Here is a 16,693-nt window from a genome sequence, read left to right as displayed (position 1 = left end):
CGGTTGGTTTTACTGGTAATTGGGTCTGGCTTTCTGGGCGGGTATTTTACGCCGGGGCGGGCTGGGGATGGTAGGGGCGCGCGGGGGCAGTTTTCCCTGCCGGGCCGGGGCCCCAGACAGAAAACCCCGCCGGGGGCGGGGTCTGGCGTCCGGAATCGGCGGGTATTCTTACTCGGCCATTTCCTTCAGCTTCTTCAGCGGGCGTACCTTGACGGTAGTGCTGGCGGGCTTGGCCTTGAATACGGTCTCTTCGCCTGTGAACGGGTTGATACCCTTGCGGGCCTTCTTGGCCGGCTTCTTCACGGTGGTGATCTTCATCAGGCCGGGCAGGGCGAATTCACCCACCGCGCGCTTCTTGATGTGACCCTCGATGATGTCGGACAACTCGTCCAGTACAGACTGGACCTGCTTGCGGGTCAGCTCGGTGTTCTCGGAGATCTGGTTCAGGATCTGGGTCTTGGTGTACTTTTCCTTGATCGCAGTAACCTTCTTGGCCTTCGGGGCGGCTTTCTTGGCCGGAGCCTTCTTAGCCGCGGTTTTCTTCGCTGCGGTCTTCTTAGCGGGTGCTTTCTTGGCTGATGCTTTGCGTGCGGCCATGAGTAGCTTCCTTTTGAGTTGTGTTTTTCCGATAAAAATGTGTTCGTACAGCGTGGTACTGCCCCGAAGTATATATAGTTTTTTTTCACGCGCACGGGGTTGAGCGGGAAAAATAGTGCTTTTTTTCACGATTTTGGCCCCCGGACTGCTGCGCCGTGCTCATTTTGGTGGGCATTGCACCCTGCGGGGGCGGCTGCGGTGGAGCGGCCTCTGCCTGCTTCTTCCCTCGCGGGGCGTCATGTATAATCTGCGCCCCTTAATGTATCGGGTACTGAATCCATGCCGATCTATGAATATCAGTGCAGTGCCTGCGGTCACCAGATGGAGGCCCTGCAGCGTATCAGTGATGCGCCCCTGACCGACTGCCCCGAGTGCAAACAGGCCGAGCTTCGCAAGAAGATCTCGGCCGCCGGCTTCCGTCTCAAGGGCGGCGGCTGGTACGAGACCGACTTCAAGACCGGGAACAAGAAGAACCTGGCCGGGGATGCGGCCAAGCCCAGGGCGGACAAGCCCGCCGGGGACAAGGCCAAGGCCAGCTGACCGGGGCCTGGCCGGAGCCAATCGGGCGGCACCTGCCGCCCAGCCAATCACTATCGACAACGGGAATTGTATTCATGCGCAGCGACTACTGTGGCGCCCTTCGTTCTGCGGACATCGACCGCGAAGTTACCCTGTGCGGCTGGGTGGACCGCCGCCGCGATCACGGCGGTGTGATCTTCATCGACCTGCGCGACCGCGACGGTATCGCGCAGGTGGTGTTTGACCCGGACGCGGCGGAGTACTTCGAGCTGGCCGACCGGGTGCGCAGTGAGTACGTCCTCAAGGTTACCGGACGTGTTCGCGCCCGTGCGCCCGAGGCGGTTAACCCGAATATGGCCACCGGCGAGATCGAGGTCTACGGCACTGCCCTGGAGATCCTCAATACGGCGGAAACTGTCCCGTTCCAGCTCGACGAGCACACCGATGTCGGTGAAGACGTGCGTCTCAAGTACCGCTACCTGGACCTGCGTCGCCGCGAGATGCAGCACAACCTGCGCTTCCGCTCCAGGCTGACCACGGCCATCCGCAATTACCTCGATGGCGAGGGCTTCCTGGATATCGAGACCCCGATCCTGACCCGCGCGACGCCGGAGGGGGCTCGTGACTACCTGGTGCCGAGCCGCACCCACGACGGCAAGTTCTTCGCCCTGCCGCAGTCGCCGCAGCTGTTCAAGCAGCTGCTGATGGTGTCCGGCTTCGATCGCTATTACCAGATTGCGAAGTGTTTCCGCGATGAAGACCTGCGGGCGGATCGCCAGCCGGAATTTACCCAGATCGATATCGAGACCGCCTTCCTCGACGAAGACGCCATCATGGCGATTACCGAGGCCATGGTGCGCAGCCTGTTCAGCGAACTGAAAGGTGTCGAGCTGGGTGACTTCCCGCGCATGAGCTATTACGAGGCCATGCTGCGCTTCGGTTCCGACAAGCCGGACCTGCGTATCCCGCTGGAGATGGTGGAGATCAAGGACCTGATGACCGAGGTGGAGTTCAAGGTCTTCTCCGGCCCGGCCAATGACCCCAAGGGTCGCGTGGCGGCGCTGAAGGTTCCGGGCGGCAACGACAAGCTGACCCGTAAGCAGATCGATGATTACGGCAAGTTTGTGGGTATTTACGGGGCCAAGGGCCTGGCCTACATCAAGGTCAACGACAAGGATGACCTCGAGGGCGGCCTCCAGTCACCGATTACCAAGTTCCTGCCCATCGAGACCCGCGCGGCGATCCTGGAGCGCATGCAGGCCGAAAACGGCGACCTGATTTTCTTTGGTGCCGACAAGGCCAAGATCGTCTCCGAGGCACTGGGCGCCCTGCGCTGCAAGCTGGGCGAGGACCTGGACCTGTACACCGCCGAGTGGGCACCGCTCTGGGTAGTGGACTTCCCCATGTTCGAGGAGGAGGACGACGGCAGCCTGACCTCGCTGCACCACCCGTTTACCGCTCCCTCCTGTTCACCGGAAGAGCTGGAAAAGAACCCGCTGGAAGCGCTGTCGCGGGCCTACGACATGGTCCTGAACGGCACCGAGCTGGGTGGTGGCTCGATCCGCATCCACAACCAGGACATGCAGCAGGCGGTGTTCCGTACGCTGGGGATCGACGAGCGCGAGCAGCGCGAGAAGTTCGGCTTCCTGCTCGACGCGCTCAAGTACGGCGCGCCGCCCCACGGTGGCCTGGCCTTCGGCCTCGATCGCCTGGTGATGCTGATGACCGACAGCGACTCAATCCGCGATGTGATCGCCTTCCCGAAAACCCAGAGCGCGGCCTGTGTCATGACCGATGCCCCGGGCACCGTGGATTCGCGGCAGCTGCGCGAGCTGAATATCCGCCTGCGCCAGAAGAAGGAAGAGCAGGTCAGTTAACAGTTGCGTCCCCTGCCGGCGCTGGCCGGCAACCAGTGCCATCCGGGTCCCGGCTGGCACCGGGGTGACGACAGGTTTGCAAAAGCCACGACGGAGAATTACCGGAGAGAGTAATGGCTGGACACAGTAAATGGGCCAATATCAAGCACCGCAAGGCGGCCCAGGATGCCAAGCGCGGCAAAGTTTTCACCAAGATCATTCGCGAGCTGACCGTCGCTGCGAAGAGCGGTCCCAACCCGGATGACAACCCGGCCCTGCGCGCTGCTGTCGACAAGGCGCTGGGTGCCAACATGAAAAAGGACACCATCGACAAGGCGATTGCGCGCGGCGCGGGCAATGCCGAGGGTGATAACTACGAGGCGGTGACCTACGAGGGCTACGGTGTCGGCGGTGTTGCGGTCCTGGTGGAGTGCCTGACCGATAACCGCAACCGCACCGTTGCCGAAGTTCGCCATGCCTTTACCAAGCGCGGCGGTAACCTGGGAACCGATGGTTCGGTAGCCTATCTCTTCACCCGCAAGGGCCAGATGTATTACGAGCCCGGCACCGATGAGGATGCCCTGATGGAGGCGGCCCTGGAGGCCGGGGCCGAGGACATCGAGACCAACGATGACGGCAGTATCGAACTCACCACCGAGTTCCAGGACTACATGCCGGTAAAAGACGCACTGACTGAGGCGGGCTTCAAGCCGGACGGTGCCGAAATAGCCATGATCCCGTCCACCACCATCCCGCTGGAAAAGGATGGTGCGGAAAAGGTGCTGGCACTGGTGGATATGCTGGAAGACCTGGATGACGTGCAGAACGTCTATACCAATGCCGATATCCCCGAAGAGGTCATGGCCGAGCTCGGCTGACCCGGGAGGGTGGGCCGCCCGGCCCGCCCTGCCTCCCTTGACGCCTCCCGCCCGCCTTGGGACACTTCTTACCTTTCGCCATTACTATATAAACATACAGGAAGGCGCCCTTTGACCCGAATCCTGGGGATCGATCCCGGCTCGCGCAAGACCGGATACGGCCTGATCGACGTGGAGCGCGGCAAGGCCCGCTATGTGGCCAGTGGTGTGATCCGCCTGCCCGACGCGGAGCTGCCCGAGCGCCTCAAGCTGATCTTCGATGCCGTGAGTCAGATCGCCGGCCAATACCAGCCGGCGCAGATGGCGATCGAGAACGTATTCATGTCCAAGAGCGCAGGCTCCGCGCTGAAGCTGGGCCAGGCCCGCGGCGCCGCCATCGTGGCGGCCACCCACGCCGACCTGCCGGTGGCGGAATACGAGGCGCGCAAGGTCAAGCAGGCCATCGTCGGCAGTGGCGCGGCGGACAAGCTGCAGGTGCAGCATATGGTGAAGACCCTGTTATCCCTGCCGGCCGCGCCGCAGGAGGACGCCGCCGATGCCCTGGCCGTGGCGCTGTGCCATATGCACACCATGCAGACCCTGGTGCATACCGCGGGCAGTGGCCGGGGCCGCTTCCGACGCGGTCGTCTCACGGTTTCCTAGCGGGCGGTGGCAGCCGGGAAGGTTGCACGGGAACATATATAAAGAAGTAAAACCACACAGAGAACCGGATAACGATGATCGGAAGACTGAGCGGCAGCCTCGCCGCAGTACAGCCGCCGCACCTGCTGGTGGATGTGCAGGGGGTGGGCTATGAAGTGCTGGCCCCGATGACCACCATTTTTGAACTGCCGCCGGCAGGGCAGCCGGTGGTGCTGCATACCCACCTGGCCGTGTCCGAGACTGCGCAGCAGCTGTACGGCTTTATCCGTGAGGCGGACCGCGCACTGTTCCGTACCCTGATCAAGGTCAATGGCGTCGGCCCCAAGATGGCGCTGGCGATCCTGTCCGGCCTCGACGGCGCTGCGCTGTCGCGCTGCGTGTCGGAGGATAACGTGGCGGCGCTGGTGAAGGTGCCCGGGGTGGGCAAGAAAACCGCCGAGCGCCTGATCATCGAGCTGCGCGACAAACTCGCGCCGCAGTTCGGTGACAGCAACGATATCCCGCTGATGGCCACTGCGGCGGAGCCGAAAGTCGACCATGCCGGGGAGGCGGAAAGCGCCCTGGCGGCACTGGGTTACAAGCCCACCGAGGCCACGAAGATGGTGGCGCGGGCGACGAAGGAGCAGCCCGATGCAGACAGTGCCACCCTGATTCGTCTGGCCCTCAAGAGCATGGTGCCGGCATGAACGGTGTCTGGCCAGCTAATGGTGTCGTAGGGGCGGGCATCGTGGCCGCCCGTCCGGAATTGGGCGAGCACGAGGTTCGCCCTTGCGGTTGTGATTATGCTGGCGGAGGAAGCCATGATCGAAGCTGACCGACTGATTGCGCCCGAGCCCATTGGCCCCTCCGGCCAGGAAGATCAGCACGATCGCGCCGTGCGGCCCAAGAGTCTCGCCGATTATGTGGGCCAGCCGGTGGTGCGCGAGCAGATGGAGATCTTTATCCAGGCTGCCCGCCTGCGCGGCGATGCCCTGGACCACACGCTGGTGTTCGGCCCGCCGGGGCTGGGCAAGACCACGCTGGCCAATATCATCGCCACGGAAATGGGTGTCGCCATCAAGACCACCTCGGGACCGGTGCTGGAGAAGGCCGGCGACCTGGCAGCACTAATGACCAATCTGGAGCCGGGTGACGTCCTCTTTATCGATGAAATCCACCGCCTCAGCCCGCACGTGGAGGAGGTGCTATACCCGGCTATGGAGGACTACCAGCTCGATATCATGATCGGTGAGGGGCCGGCCGCGCGCTCCATCAAGCTGGACCTGCCTCCATTTACCCTGGTCGGCGCGACCACCCGTGCGGGCCTGCTGACCTCGCCGCTGCGCGACCGTTTCGGCATTGTGCAGCGGCTGGAGTTCTACAGCGTCGAGGACCTCACCCGCATTGTCAGCCGCTCTGCCCGCCTGATGGGCGTGGAGATGGACGAGGGCGGGGCGCTAGAGGTGGCGCGGCGCGCCCGCGGCACCCCGCGGATTGCCAATCGCCTGCTGCGGCGGGTGCGGGATTTTGCCGAGGTGAAGGGCGATGGTGTGGTGGATGCGGATATTGCCGACCGGGCGCTGAATATGCTCAACGTGGATGTGCGCGGTTTTGACCAGCTGGACCGGCGCGTGCTGCTCACCATGATGGAGAAGTTCGACGGTGGCCCGGTGGGTGTCGACAGTCTCGCCGCGGCTGTCAGCGAGGAGCGTGATACCATCGAGGATGTGCTGGAGCCGTACCTGATCCAGCAGGGGTATCTCACCCGCACCCCGCGCGGCCGGATGGTCACGGCCCTGGCCTACGAGCATTTCGGCATACCCAAACCGGACCGGATGGGCTGACCGGCGGCCGCGGGCCGCCAGCAGAGATAATAAGGACCCACGTGGCAGAAGTTTTCAGTATCCCCCTGCGTGTCTATATCGAGGACACCGACGCGGGTGGAATCGTGTATTACGTCAATTATCTGAAGTATATGGAGCGCGCGCGCACAGAATTCGTGCGTTCGCTCGGTTATGATAAGCCCGCCATGCCGCAGCAGGGGCTCCTGCTGGTGGTGCATTCGGCGGAAATCCAGTACCGGCGCTCGGCGCGGCTGGACGACGCATTGCGGGCAACGGCGGCGATTGGCAAACTTGGGCGCGCGGCAGTGACATTTGAACAAAAAATCTGGCGCGACGATGAAATTATCTGCGAGGGCGTGGTCAAAGTCGCCTGTGTCGCAGATGACAGCCGCAGACCCTGCGCGCTTCCCGAATCTATCTATAAAGCATTGAAGGCAGTGAACTAAGACATGAACGCCGGTGAACAACTTTCCCTGTGGGGGCTGATACAGAACGCCAGTCTGCTGGTGCAGTTGGTGATGTTGCTACTGCTGCTGGCCTCGGTGATTTCCTGGGTGATGATCATCCAGCGCGGCCTCTACCTGACCCGCGCCAAGAAAGGGCTGACCAACTTCGAGCGCCGCTTCTGGTCCGGGGCCGACCTGAACCAGCTGTTCCGCGAGGGCAATGTGCGTGCCGAGAAGGGCAAAGTCGACGGCGTCGAGTCCCTGTTCCGTGCCGGTTTCACCGAATTCACCCGCCTGCGTCAGCAGGGCCGCAGCAGCCCCGAGGCCGTCATGGAGGGCACCGAGCGGGCCATGCGCGTGGCTATGTCCCGTGAGCAGGAGAAAGTGGAGATGAACCTGCCATTCCTGGCATCGGTGGGTTCCGTAAGCCCCTATATCGGCCTGTTCGGTACCGTGTGGGGCATCATGAACTCTTTCCGCGGCCTGGCCACCATGCACCAGGCCACCATCGCCACGGTGGCGCCGGGTATCAGTGAGGCGCTGGTGGCCACCGCCATGGGGCTGTTTGCCGCCATCCCCGCGGTGATGGCCTACAACCGCTACTCTGCCAAGGCGGAATGGCTGCTGTCCAGCTATGAGACTTTCGCCGAAGAGTTCTCCTCGATCCTGCACCGCAAAGTGCACTCCAGCTAACGCGACCGGACGATTGTCATGAGTGTTTTTCGCAAGGGCGGCAAGCGCAAACTGGTGTCTGAAATCAACGTCGTACCCTATATCGACGTGATGCTGGTGCTGCTGATCGTCTTTATGGTCACGGCGCCACTGCTGATGCAGGGCGTCAAGGTTGACCTGCCCGACGCGCCCTCGGCGCCGATCGACGATACCGATGATGAGCCCCTGATTGTTTCCGTGCGCGCCGATGGTACCTATTACCTCAACCTGGGCGACGACGAGAAAGTTGCCAAGCCGATGGACGAGATCCGGGAAACTGTCGGCAAGGTTTTGCGTCAAAAGCCCAAGACGCCGGTACTGGTCTGGGGAGATACCGATGCCAAGTATGGCCTGATTGTCGGCGCCATGACCCAGCTGCAGGCCGCCGGTGCGCCGAGCGTGGGCCTGGTTACCGAGCCTCCGGCAGAGTAGGGGTGGCGTGAGCGAGCATTATGAATAACGCCAGCTCCTATATCTTGCCGGTGGTCGCCAGCCTGGCGTTCCACGGCCTGCTGATTGCCGTGCTGACGCTGGGCTGGGAGGCCTCGAGCGAGCCCCAGAAGCGGCAGATGCCCAAGTTCGTGCAGGCCAAACTGGTTACCGTAGAGGCGACGGTCAAGCAGAAGAAGGCCCCGCCCAAGGTGGATATGCGCGAAAAGCGCCGCCAGCAGGAGCTGCAGCGCCAGCGCGAGGCGGAGGCCGAGCGCGAGCGCCGGGCCGCCCTGGAGCGCAAGAAGAAGCAGGAGGCCGAGAAAAAACGCAAGGCCGAGGCCGAGAAGAAGCGCAAGGCCGCTGAGGAAAAGGCCCGCAAGGAAAAAGAGCGCAAGGAGCGTGAGCGCAAGGAGCGGCTCGAGCAGGAGCGCAAGAGCGCGTTCGAGGAGGCGCTCGAAGAAGAAGAGGAGTTACTGGACGCGCGCGAGGACGCCCAGGCGGTGATGTCCGTGGCGCAGGCGATCCAGCAGCGGATCGAGTCCGTCTGGAGTCGTCCGCCCAGTGCCCGCAACGGCATGCTGACGGTGGTCAAGATCAACTTTGTCCCCACCGGCCGCGTCGTCGCGGCGAACATTGTAGAAGGTAGTGGTAATGCCGCGCTGGACCGCTCAGTGCTCACCGCCATTCGCCGGGTCGAGACTTTCCCGGAAGTGGCAGAGCTGGCCCGGGAGGAGCCGACGGTCTTTGAGCGCGAGGTACGAACAACCCTGTTGAATTTCCGAGTCGAAGATCTGCGCCAATGATAAAGAACCTATTCAAGCTCGTCGCCGTACTCGTCGTCGCCTCGCTCAGCCTGAGCGCCAGGGCACAGCTGGTGGTGGATATCACCAGCGGCATCGACGATCCCACACCCATCGCCGTGGCTCCCTTCAGTTTCTCCGGTACCGGGGTGCTGTCGGAGGATGTTTCCGACATCATTTCAGCCGACCTGCGCCGCAGCGGCCTGTTCGCCCCGGTCCCCAAGGAAGACATGCTGTCTTTCCCCAAGGCCCCGGACGAAGTTATTTTCAGGGATTGGCGAATCCTGGGAACTGAATACGTCGTTACCGGTCGTATAGAGCCCCAGGCAAGCGGCTACCTGCTGACCTTCGACCTGGTGAACATCTTCGGCCAACAGACTATGTTCACCAAGCAGGTCAGCGGCGGCAGTCGCCAGCTGCGGGATATTGCCCATCGCGCGGCAGACGAGATCTATGAGGCGATCACCGGTATCCGGGGCGCCTTCTCTACAGAGATGATCTACGTGCAGGAGGAACGGCGCGGTGGCCGGCCCAGCTATTCGCTGGTCAGGTCGGATATCGACGGCGCGCGCCCGAAAGTGATTCGTCGCTTCAGTGAGCCGGTGATGTCGCCGATGTGGTCACCGGATGGCCAGGAAGTGGCCTATGTATCGTTCGAAACCGGGCGGCCGGCGATTTTCCGTGAGAACCTGCGTACCGGTGCGCGCCAGCAGTTGACCAACTTCAAGGGGATCAACAGCTCGCCCACCTGGTCGCCGGACGGGAGCAAGCTGGCAATGGTGCTATCCAAGGACGGCAACCCGGAGATATACGTACTGGATCTGCGCAGTGGCAAGTTCACCCGCATGACCCGGCACTTCTCCATTGACACCGAGCCGAACTGGATGCCGGACGGTAAATCGCTGGTTTTCACCTCTGATAGGGGAGGTAAGCCACAAATTTACCAATTGACTCTTGCCACCGGTCAAGTAGACCGCTTAACCTTCGATGGCGACTACAACGCGAGGCCGCGGGTCTCTCCCGACGGTAAAACGCTGGTGATGGTCCATCGGAGCAGGGGGGTGTTCACTATTGCCACGATGGATATCGTCTCCGGCAGGATGCGGGTCCTCACGGAAACGCGTCTGGACGAGTCCCCCAGCATCGCGCCCAATGGTGCCATGCTGATGTACGCCACCAAGCGTGGGGACAAAGGTATTCTGGCTGCGGTTTCGCTGGATGCCGGGGTGAAGTACAGGCTGCCCTCTCGTAGCGGGGATGTACGTGAACCGGCCTGGTCGCCCTATTTCGACTGATTGGGACCTGCCCGATACGCTGTTTGTGACTGGCGTATCGGTCGCAGTTGTAAAAAATAGACAAAATCTGAACCTTGTGGATTTCTCGATAACACTTAAAAGCGGAGTTGCTTATGTTTAAATCAGTAAAAACTGGTCTTGGCCTGGCGTGTGTACTGGCTGTCATGGCTGGTTGTTCCAGCACCGACACCGACGACACTGCCCAGCAGCAGATGGTAGAACAGCCCACCGAGCCGGTTGTCGACACCGCGCCGGAGCCGGAAACTGCCGTGCCCCTGGACAACGTTGTCTACTTCGACTTTGACGAGTCCCTGCTGAAGCCGGAGACCCGCGAGCTGCTGATTGCCCACGCGGACCGCCTGCGTGGCAGCGCCCAGGCAGTACGCCTGGAAGGCCACGCCGACGAGCTGGGTACCCGCGAGTACAACCTGGCACTGGGTGAGCGTCGTGCCAACGCCGTTCGTGACTTCCTGGTGCTGCAGGGCGTAGACGCTGCCAGCCTGGAAGTGATCAGCTACGGTGAAGAGCGTCCGGCTCAGGCTGGCTCCAGCGAGAGCGCCCGTGCCATGAACCGTCGCGTTGTAATCGTTAAGTAATTGCCTGTAGCGATGAACTTATCGATTCGATTTTCTCCCAAGCCTTTGCTTGGGAGAGTCGCGCTAGCCGCAGCCACTATGGTTGCGGCTTCGCCCGTATTTTCGCAGGCGCCGATTGTCGAGCTGGGTAATGACAGCGGCAACGCGGCGCCCGCCTATGAGCAGGATTCCACCTACGCAGACGCGCGTACCGCGCGCGCGCCGGTTTCCGCTCGTCCCCGCGCCCAGGGTAATCCGCAGGCCGATGCCTACTACCAGATGCAGGTATTGCAGCAGGAAGTCTCCGAGCTGCGCGGCGCTGTGGAGGAGTTGCGCCACGAGGTAAAGCGTCTCAAGCAGCAGCGCACCGAGGACTATATGGACCTGGATCGGCGCATTGCACGCCTGTCTGGCGCCGCGCCGGCGGAGCAGCCTCCGGCAGCAGGCGATGACGCTAAGTCCGGTGGTGATGCCAGCCGCCCGGCGGATACCGGTAGTCCGGCCGCCAGTGACGATGAGCGGGAGCGCTACCAGTCCAGTTTCGGTCTCGCCCGTGAGGGTAAGTTCGACGCCGCCAGTGTCGAATTCGAGAAGCTGCTGGAGGATTACCCCAACGGCAAGTACGCCCCCAATGCCAACTACTGGCTGGGTGAAATCGCGTTGGTCCAGGGTAACCTGGAGAAGGCGCGGGAATGGTTTACCGCGCTGCTGGATGGCTACCCCGAGTCCAACAAGGTATGGGATGGCCGTTACAAGCTGGGTACGGTGTACCACCAGTTGGGTGATGACCAGCAGGCCAGGGAGTTGCTTGAGCAGGTTGCTGCCAGCGATGCCCGTGCTGCCAAGCTGGCGAAGAAGTACCTGCAAGAAAATCTCTGATAGCTCTTCCGGGCCGCCTGCAAGGCCGGGCCCGGGGGTTGTGGTCGCTGGTTTTTTGACCACAAAAGTTCTATGATTCCGCGCCCGGACGGTTCGCCGCCCGGGCGTTTCTTATTTCAGGGGTGGGTAAATGACAGCCTGCCGGTTGCTGGCAGCCCGCGGGTGGCCGGCTGGTCGAAAGACGAGAGTGTATGACTGATCTTTCCAACGAGTCACTGCGGATCAGTGAGATCTTTTACTCCCTGCAGGGCGAGGCCCGTGACGCGGGGTTGCCGACCGTATTCGTGCGGTTAACCGGCTGTCCGCTGCGCTGTACCTACTGTGATTCGGAATACGCCTTTTATGGCGGTGAGCGCATGAGCCTGGCAGAGATCCTGCAGCGGGTTCAGGACCATCCGGCGCGGCATGTGTGTGTCACCGGTGGTGAACCCCTGGCGCAGCCCAACTGCCTGCCCCTGCTGACTGCACTGTGTGATGCCGGCTACCGGGTCTCGCTGGAAACCAGCGGTGCGATGCCGGTAGAGGACGTGGACTCGCGAGTATCGCGGGTGGTGGACCTCAAGACACCCGCTTCCGGAGAGCAGCATCGAAACCGCATGGCCAATATCGATGTCCTCACCGGCAATGACCAGGTCAAGTTTGTCATCTGTGACCGGACGGATTACGACTGGGCAAAATTTACCCTGGACCAGTACCGTTTGCCGGAGCGGGTGGGAGAAGTGCTTTTCTCCCCGAGCTACGAGCAGTTGCCGGCGCGGCAGTTGGCGGAATGGATCCTGGAGGACGGCCTGCCGGTGCGCATGCAGGTACAGCTGCACAAGATCCTGTGGGGCGATATCCCGGGCGTCTGAGTTGTAGGCGGGGGCCAGTGTGCCGGGACTCCCGCGTGGAAGAGAGGAAGAGATGACAGCAAAGAAAGCGGTGGTCTTGCTATCCGGCGGCCTGGATTCTGCCACAGTGCTGGCCATGGCCCGCGAAGAGGGCTACGAATGTTATGCGCTGGGCTTTGACTATGGCCAGCGCCACCAGGCCGAGCTGCAGGCGGCGCAGCGTGTGGCCGCCGACCTGGGTGCCCGTGAACACAAGGTGGTGGCCCTGGACCTGAGGACGATCGGTGGTTCCGCGCTGACCGATGAGGGGATCGATGTGCCGGAGGAAGAGACCGGCGGTATTCCCGTGACCTATGTGCCGGCCCGTAATACCGTGTTCCTGTCGATCGCCCTGGGCTGGGCGGAGGTCCTGGGGGCGCAGGATATCTTTGTCGGCGTCAATGCGGTGGATTACTCGGGCTATCCCGATTGCCGGCCTGAATATATCGAGGCCTTCGAGAAAATGGCCAACCTGGCGACCCGGGCCGGTGTCGAGGGTCACAGGCTGCACATCCACGCGCCCCTGATGCAAATGACCAAGGCAGATATCGTCCGGGTCGGAACCGGGCTGGGGGTTGACTACAGTTTGACTGTATCCTGCTACCAGGCGCAGCCTGATGGCGGTGCCTGTGGCAAGTGTGACAGCTGTCGCCTGCGGGCCGCCGGGTTTGCGGAGGCGGGCCTGGACGACCCGACAGTCTACGCGAGCCACTGAGCGCTGATCCCCACTGGTGGCGTGGAGCGCGTAAGCTGTTCAATTCCCTACAATTTTTTTCTGTCGGGTCTTGTGTTTCGGAAATAGATCAGTAAGATACGCAGCTCCTCACATCGAGGCATCGCTCGGTAAGGGAAATTAAGGGTCGTTAGCTCAGTTGGTAGAGCAGTTGGCTTTTAACCAATTGGTCGCTGGTTCGAATCCAGCACGACCCACCATATTGCGAAGGGCCGCCGACAGGCGGCCCTTTTTTATTGCCCTTCGAGCACGCCATCCACGGCAGCCGGCGCGGCGATAAAGATTTGTTTTTTTGCAACAGATCAGTAAGATACGCACCACTTTCGGGGTCGTTAGCTCAGTTGGTAGAGCAGTTGGCTTTTAACCAATTGGTCGCTGGTTCGAATCCAGCACGACCCACCATACAAAAGCGGCACCCCGACGGGGTGCCGCGTTGTTGGTTCTGCTGGATGAGAACTCCGGTTCGACTGGCGCGCGCGAAGGGGCGCCAGCAACGAGGAGCGCAGCGACGAAGCCCGCAAGGCGGGCCGTTAAGGCCTTTGAGGCCGCAACGGTTAATCCAGCACGACCCACCATCTTGACAGGGGGCTGCCGCACGGCGGCCCTTTGTGTATCTGCCCCCCCTTGCCCCGGCCGGGCTGGACGCGGCGCAGGATACGTTAAAATGGACTTGCGCGGTCGGAAGGCCCGGTCGCGGACCGCTATAATGCGCGGTTTATCGCCGCTCGAAGGTGTCTATGAGTCAGAAACCCCTCTCCACCCAGACTATCGATTCCCGTTCCGTGGTGCAGGCGCACCTGGCCGAACCGGCTGTGCACCAGTACAGCGAGGAGGAGCTGGAGTTGTGGCGCGAGCGCATCAAGCGCCTGCTGAAGGAGCAGAATGCCGTGCTGGTGGCGCATTACTACACTGATCCGCTGATCCAGGCCCTGGCGGAAGAGACCGGTGGCTGTGTCTCCGATTCACTGGAAATGGCCCGGTTCGGCGCCGAGCACCAGGCGGATACGCTGATCGTCGCCGGGGTAAAGTTCATGGGGGAAACGGCCAAGATCCTCACGCCCAACAAGCGGGTGCTGATGCCGACCCTGGAGGCCACCTGCTCGCTCGACCTGGGCTGCCCGCCAGAAGAATTCTCCGCATTCTGTGATGCCCACCCCGACCGGACCGTGGTGGTCTATGCCAATACCTCCGCTGCCGTGAAGGCCCGCGCGGACTGGGTGGTGACTTCCAGTATCGCCCTGGATGTGGTCGAGCACCTGGACGAGCAGGGCGAGAAGATCCTGTGGGCCCCGGACAAGCACCTGGGCAGTTACGTCCAGCGCGAGACCGGTGCCGATGTCCTGTTGTGGAATGGCTCCTGTATCGTGCACGAGGAGTTCAAGGCCAAGGGTGTGGCCGACCTGAAAGCACTGTACCCCGACGCGGTAGTGCTGGTGCACCCGGAATCACCCGCGGCAGTGGTGGAGCTGGCAGATGTGGTGGGCTCCACCTCACAGATCATCAACGCGGCCAGGACCCGCCCCGAGAAGCGTTTTATCGTCGCCACCGACCAGGGCATTTTCTACAAGATGCAGAAAGAGTGCCCGGGCAAGGAGCTGATCGTGGCTCCCACTGCGGGTGCTGGCGCCACCTGCCGCAGCTGCGCCAATTGCCCGTGGATGGCGATGAATTCGCTGGAAAACCTGTGCGGGGTGCTGGAGCGTGGCGATAACGAGATCCTGGTGGATCCCGAGCTGGGCAAGCGCGCGATGAAACCCCTGCAGCGCATGCTGGATTTCCGCAAACCCCTCGACTGAGCCCGTCTCCTGGCACGGGGCAATCCCGTGCCTTATCTGGCCCCGGCCTGTGCCCCCTGTAATCGATGGACTCCGATAGGTGCCTGCCTGTGCCACATCAGCGCAGGGGATGAAGATGCGCGGATACAATGCGGGGCGCACACAAGGTGCGCCCCTACGGGATCTGGGGCCGGGTGGGGCGATAAAACAAGTCTGACAGGGGCGCACCTTGTGTGCGCCCGGAAGGTCTATCTGCGCCGCGCGCCCTGCCGAAGCAGCGGAGAGAGGCGGGCCCTAGAGTTCCTTGGCTTTCTGCTGCATGCCCACCACATCCTTGAAGCGCTGCTCCAGGATCGCGTGGGTCTGGTAGTTGTTCTTGGCCAGGCGCATGCCGTGGCGGAGGTGCTGCAGTGCCTTGTCGAAAACGCCATTGAGGATGTAGTACTCGGCGCGCGCCTCGTGCACGCCGACGATATCCCCGGCAAGGCCGTGGGTTTCCGCCAGCAGGTACCAGACTGACGGGTCCTTCTTGCGGGTGCGGCTGTGCTTCTCGAGGATCCGCTCGGCCGCCAGGTAGTTGCCGGCCTTGAAGTGTGCGTTGGCCAGGCCCATGGTCAGGGCGTGGTCACCGGGGTTGCGCCGCAGGGCGCTCTCCAGTCGGCGGGTGGCACTATCGTAGGCCTGGCGGGCCATATCGATATCGGCCCGGGCGAGAACGAACGCCGCCTTGTCCGGCTCCCGGTCCAGCAGCGGTTGCAGGGTCTCGAGGGCGTTGTCCGGCTTGCCTGCGGCAGTCTGGGCCAGTGCCAGGCCGTAGCGTGCGGCGTCCTCGTTGTCGTTGATACCGCGCAGTTCCGCCTGGAAGCGCTTCACCGCCTGTTGCGGTGTGGGCTCGGCGGCCACGCGGATGCGGGCGCGCATCAGGTGGTATTCGCGGCTGTCACCGCTGCGCACATCCGGCATGCGACTGGCGCGCAACTTGGCGTCGGCGATCCGCTTTTCCGTGACCGGGTGGGTGAGCAGGAATTCGGGTGGGCGGCGGTAGTAACGGGTGGCCTTGAGCATCTGCTCGAACATTTCCCCGGCCGCTTCGGGGTCCATACCCGCCTTGGCCAGGGTCTCGATGCCCACACGGTCCGCTTCCTGTTCATTCTGGCGTGAGAAGCGCAGCTGGCTGTCCAGTGCGGCCGCCTGGGTGGCGGTCATGGCGGCCAGGCCGGCATCGCCACCGGCGGTGGCTGCGAGTACCAGCGCGCCCAGCATTCCGGCGAGGGTGGGCAGGGTACTGTTGCGCTTGGCCTCGAGTGTACGGGCATAGTGGCGCTGGCTCAGGTGGGCAAGCTCGTGCGCCAGCACCGAGGCGAACTGGTCTTCGTTTTCTGCGAACAGGAACAGGCCGGTATGCACGCCGACCACGCCGCCCGGAACCGCAAAGGCATTCATGGTCTCGTTTCTGACTACTACCACGTCCAGCGACTTGTCTTCCAGGGGGGCATGCTCTGCCAGGCCCTGCAGCGTATTTTCCACATACTGCTGCAGGAGTGCGTCATTGGAGGTGCGGACCTGGCTGCGGAACATGCGCAGCCACATTTGCCCGAGCTCCTTCTCCCGCCCCCGTGATACCACCCCGCTGCTGGCATCGCCCAGCTGGGGCAGGCGGATCTGGTCGTCCTGTGCGGTGGCGGCCAGCGGCGCGCTACCCAGCACGAGACCCAGGCCCAGCGGTGCCGCCAGGGCGCACAGGCGCTGCCACAGCGAGCGCGGCCTGGCCCGGTGTTGGCATGGCGGTCGGGATCGATACTGGGGGAGGGAGAACTCGGTCATGGATGAATACTGCCCGCTTGATTGCGCCTCATACTGGTC

At 62.6% G+C, this 16,693-nt stretch carries 18 protein-coding genes and 2 tRNA genes; 18 read left to right on the top strand and 2 right to left on the bottom strand.

What is annotated here, in order from left to right:
* Positions 1 to 168: 168 nt before the first annotated feature.
* Entirely contained in the window at positions 169 to 597 is a 429-nt protein-coding gene (locus tag ACH6CX_RS13865) for an HU family DNA-binding protein (protein WP_232941094.1), read from the bottom strand.
* A gap of 279 nt (positions 598 to 876) precedes the next feature.
* Here ACH6CX_RS13865 and ACH6CX_RS13860 point away from each other — a divergent pair, with 279 nt between their 5' ends.
* The 18 genes from ACH6CX_RS13860 to nadA all read left to right on the top strand — a co-directional run bounded on the left by ACH6CX_RS13860 (position 877) and on the right by nadA (position 14,851).
* Entirely contained in the window at positions 877 to 1,137 is a 261-nt protein-coding gene (locus ACH6CX_RS13860; RefSeq protein ID WP_232941095.1) for a zinc ribbon domain-containing protein, read from the top strand.
* Between the two features lie 74 nt (positions 1,138 to 1,211).
* Positions 1,212 to 2,993 (top strand): aspartate--tRNA ligase, encoded by a 1,782-nt coding sequence (aspS, locus tag ACH6CX_RS13855; RefSeq protein ID WP_232941096.1) that lies wholly within the window; start codon positions 1,212 to 1,214, stop codon positions 2,991 to 2,993.
* A 113-nt stretch (positions 2,994 to 3,106) separates the two neighbouring features.
* On the top strand, positions 3,107 to 3,850 hold the full coding sequence (locus tag ACH6CX_RS13850) for a YebC/PmpR family DNA-binding transcriptional regulator (RefSeq protein WP_232941098.1): 744 nt from the start codon (positions 3,107 to 3,109) through the stop codon (positions 3,848 to 3,850).
* 111 nt (positions 3,851 to 3,961) lie between these two features.
* Entirely contained in the window at positions 3,962 to 4,492 is a 531-nt protein-coding gene (gene ruvC / locus ACH6CX_RS13845) for a crossover junction endodeoxyribonuclease RuvC (RefSeq protein ID WP_232941100.1), read from the top strand.
* 74 nt (positions 4,493 to 4,566) lie between these two features.
* Complete coding sequence (gene ruvA, locus ACH6CX_RS13840) at positions 4,567 to 5,178, top strand: Holliday junction branch migration protein RuvA (protein WP_232941102.1); 612 nt, start codon at positions 4,567 to 4,569, stop codon at positions 5,176 to 5,178.
* A 114-nt stretch (positions 5,179 to 5,292) separates the two neighbouring features.
* Entirely contained in the window at positions 5,293 to 6,315 is a 1,023-nt protein-coding gene (ruvB, locus tag ACH6CX_RS13835) for a Holliday junction branch migration DNA helicase RuvB (protein ID WP_232941103.1), read from the top strand.
* 41 nt (positions 6,316 to 6,356) lie between these two features.
* The gene (ybgC, locus tag ACH6CX_RS13830; protein WP_232941104.1) at positions 6,357 to 6,761 is read left to right on the top strand and encodes a tol-pal system-associated acyl-CoA thioesterase; all 405 of its coding nucleotides are present in this window, start codon (positions 6,357 to 6,359) and stop codon (positions 6,759 to 6,761) included.
* 3 nt (positions 6,762 to 6,764) lie between these two features.
* The gene (tolQ, locus tag ACH6CX_RS13825; RefSeq protein ID WP_232941106.1) at positions 6,765 to 7,454 is read left to right on the top strand and encodes a protein TolQ; all 690 of its coding nucleotides are present in this window, start codon (positions 6,765 to 6,767) and stop codon (positions 7,452 to 7,454) included.
* 18 nt (positions 7,455 to 7,472) lie between these two features.
* The gene (tolR, locus tag ACH6CX_RS13820; RefSeq protein ID WP_232941107.1) at positions 7,473 to 7,904 is read left to right on the top strand and encodes a protein TolR; all 432 of its coding nucleotides are present in this window, start codon (positions 7,473 to 7,475) and stop codon (positions 7,902 to 7,904) included.
* Positions 7,905 to 7,924: 20 nt separating this feature from the next.
* Positions 7,925 to 8,707, top strand: a complete 783-nt coding sequence (gene tolA, locus ACH6CX_RS13815; RefSeq protein WP_334078807.1) for a cell envelope integrity protein TolA — start codon at positions 7,925 to 7,927, stop codon at positions 8,705 to 8,707.
* Positions 8,704 to 9,999 carry a Tol-Pal system beta propeller repeat protein TolB gene (gene tolB / locus ACH6CX_RS13810; protein WP_232941110.1) on the top strand — a complete coding sequence of 432 codons (1,296 nt, stop codon included), beginning with the start codon at positions 8,704 to 8,706 and terminating at the stop codon, positions 9,997 to 9,999. The genes tolA and tolB overlap by 4 nt, the downstream gene beginning before the upstream one ends.
* 113 nt (positions 10,000 to 10,112) lie before the next feature.
* Entirely contained in the window at positions 10,113 to 10,595 is a 483-nt protein-coding gene (locus ACH6CX_RS13805; RefSeq protein WP_232941111.1) for an OmpA family protein, read from the top strand.
* Between the two features lie 78 nt (positions 10,596 to 10,673).
* Positions 10,674 to 11,453, top strand: a complete 780-nt coding sequence (locus ACH6CX_RS13800) for a YbgF trimerization domain-containing protein (protein ID WP_232941113.1) — start codon at positions 10,674 to 10,676, stop codon at positions 11,451 to 11,453.
* A 191-nt stretch (positions 11,454 to 11,644) separates the two neighbouring features.
* Positions 11,645 to 12,304 carry a 7-carboxy-7-deazaguanine synthase QueE gene (gene queE, locus ACH6CX_RS13795; RefSeq protein ID WP_232941115.1) on the top strand — a complete coding sequence of 220 codons (660 nt, stop codon included), beginning with the start codon at positions 11,645 to 11,647 and terminating at the stop codon, positions 12,302 to 12,304.
* A 52-nt stretch (positions 12,305 to 12,356) separates the two neighbouring features.
* Positions 12,357 to 13,037: a 7-cyano-7-deazaguanine synthase QueC gene (queC, locus tag ACH6CX_RS13790; protein ID WP_232941117.1), complete on the top strand. Its 681-nt coding sequence runs from the start codon at positions 12,357 to 12,359 to the stop codon at positions 13,035 to 13,037.
* Between the two features lie 142 nt (positions 13,038 to 13,179).
* Positions 13,180 to 13,255 (top strand) — tRNA-Lys (locus ACH6CX_RS13785).
* Between the two features lie 126 nt (positions 13,256 to 13,381).
* Positions 13,382 to 13,457 (top strand) — tRNA-Lys (locus ACH6CX_RS13780).
* A 335-nt stretch (positions 13,458 to 13,792) separates the two neighbouring features.
* Entirely contained in the window at positions 13,793 to 14,851 is a 1,059-nt protein-coding gene (gene nadA, locus ACH6CX_RS13775) for a quinolinate synthase NadA (RefSeq protein ID WP_232941118.1), read from the top strand.
* 273 nt (positions 14,852 to 15,124) lie between these two features.
* Here the strand turns inward: nadA and ACH6CX_RS13770 are convergent, their stop codons facing one another.
* Positions 15,125 to 16,654, bottom strand: coding sequence for a M48 family metalloprotease (locus ACH6CX_RS13770; protein ID WP_232941119.1), 1,530 nt, complete (start codon positions 16,652 to 16,654; stop codon positions 15,125 to 15,127).
* Positions 16,655 to 16,693 lie beyond the last annotated feature (39 nt).

This window comes from Microbulbifer sp. JSM ZJ756 (genome assembly GCF_044383805.1).
Taxonomy (GTDB): Bacteria; Pseudomonadota; Gammaproteobacteria; order Pseudomonadales; family Cellvibrionaceae; genus Microbulbifer; species Microbulbifer zhoushanensis.
This window is presented reverse-complemented; position numbering and strand designations above follow the sequence as displayed.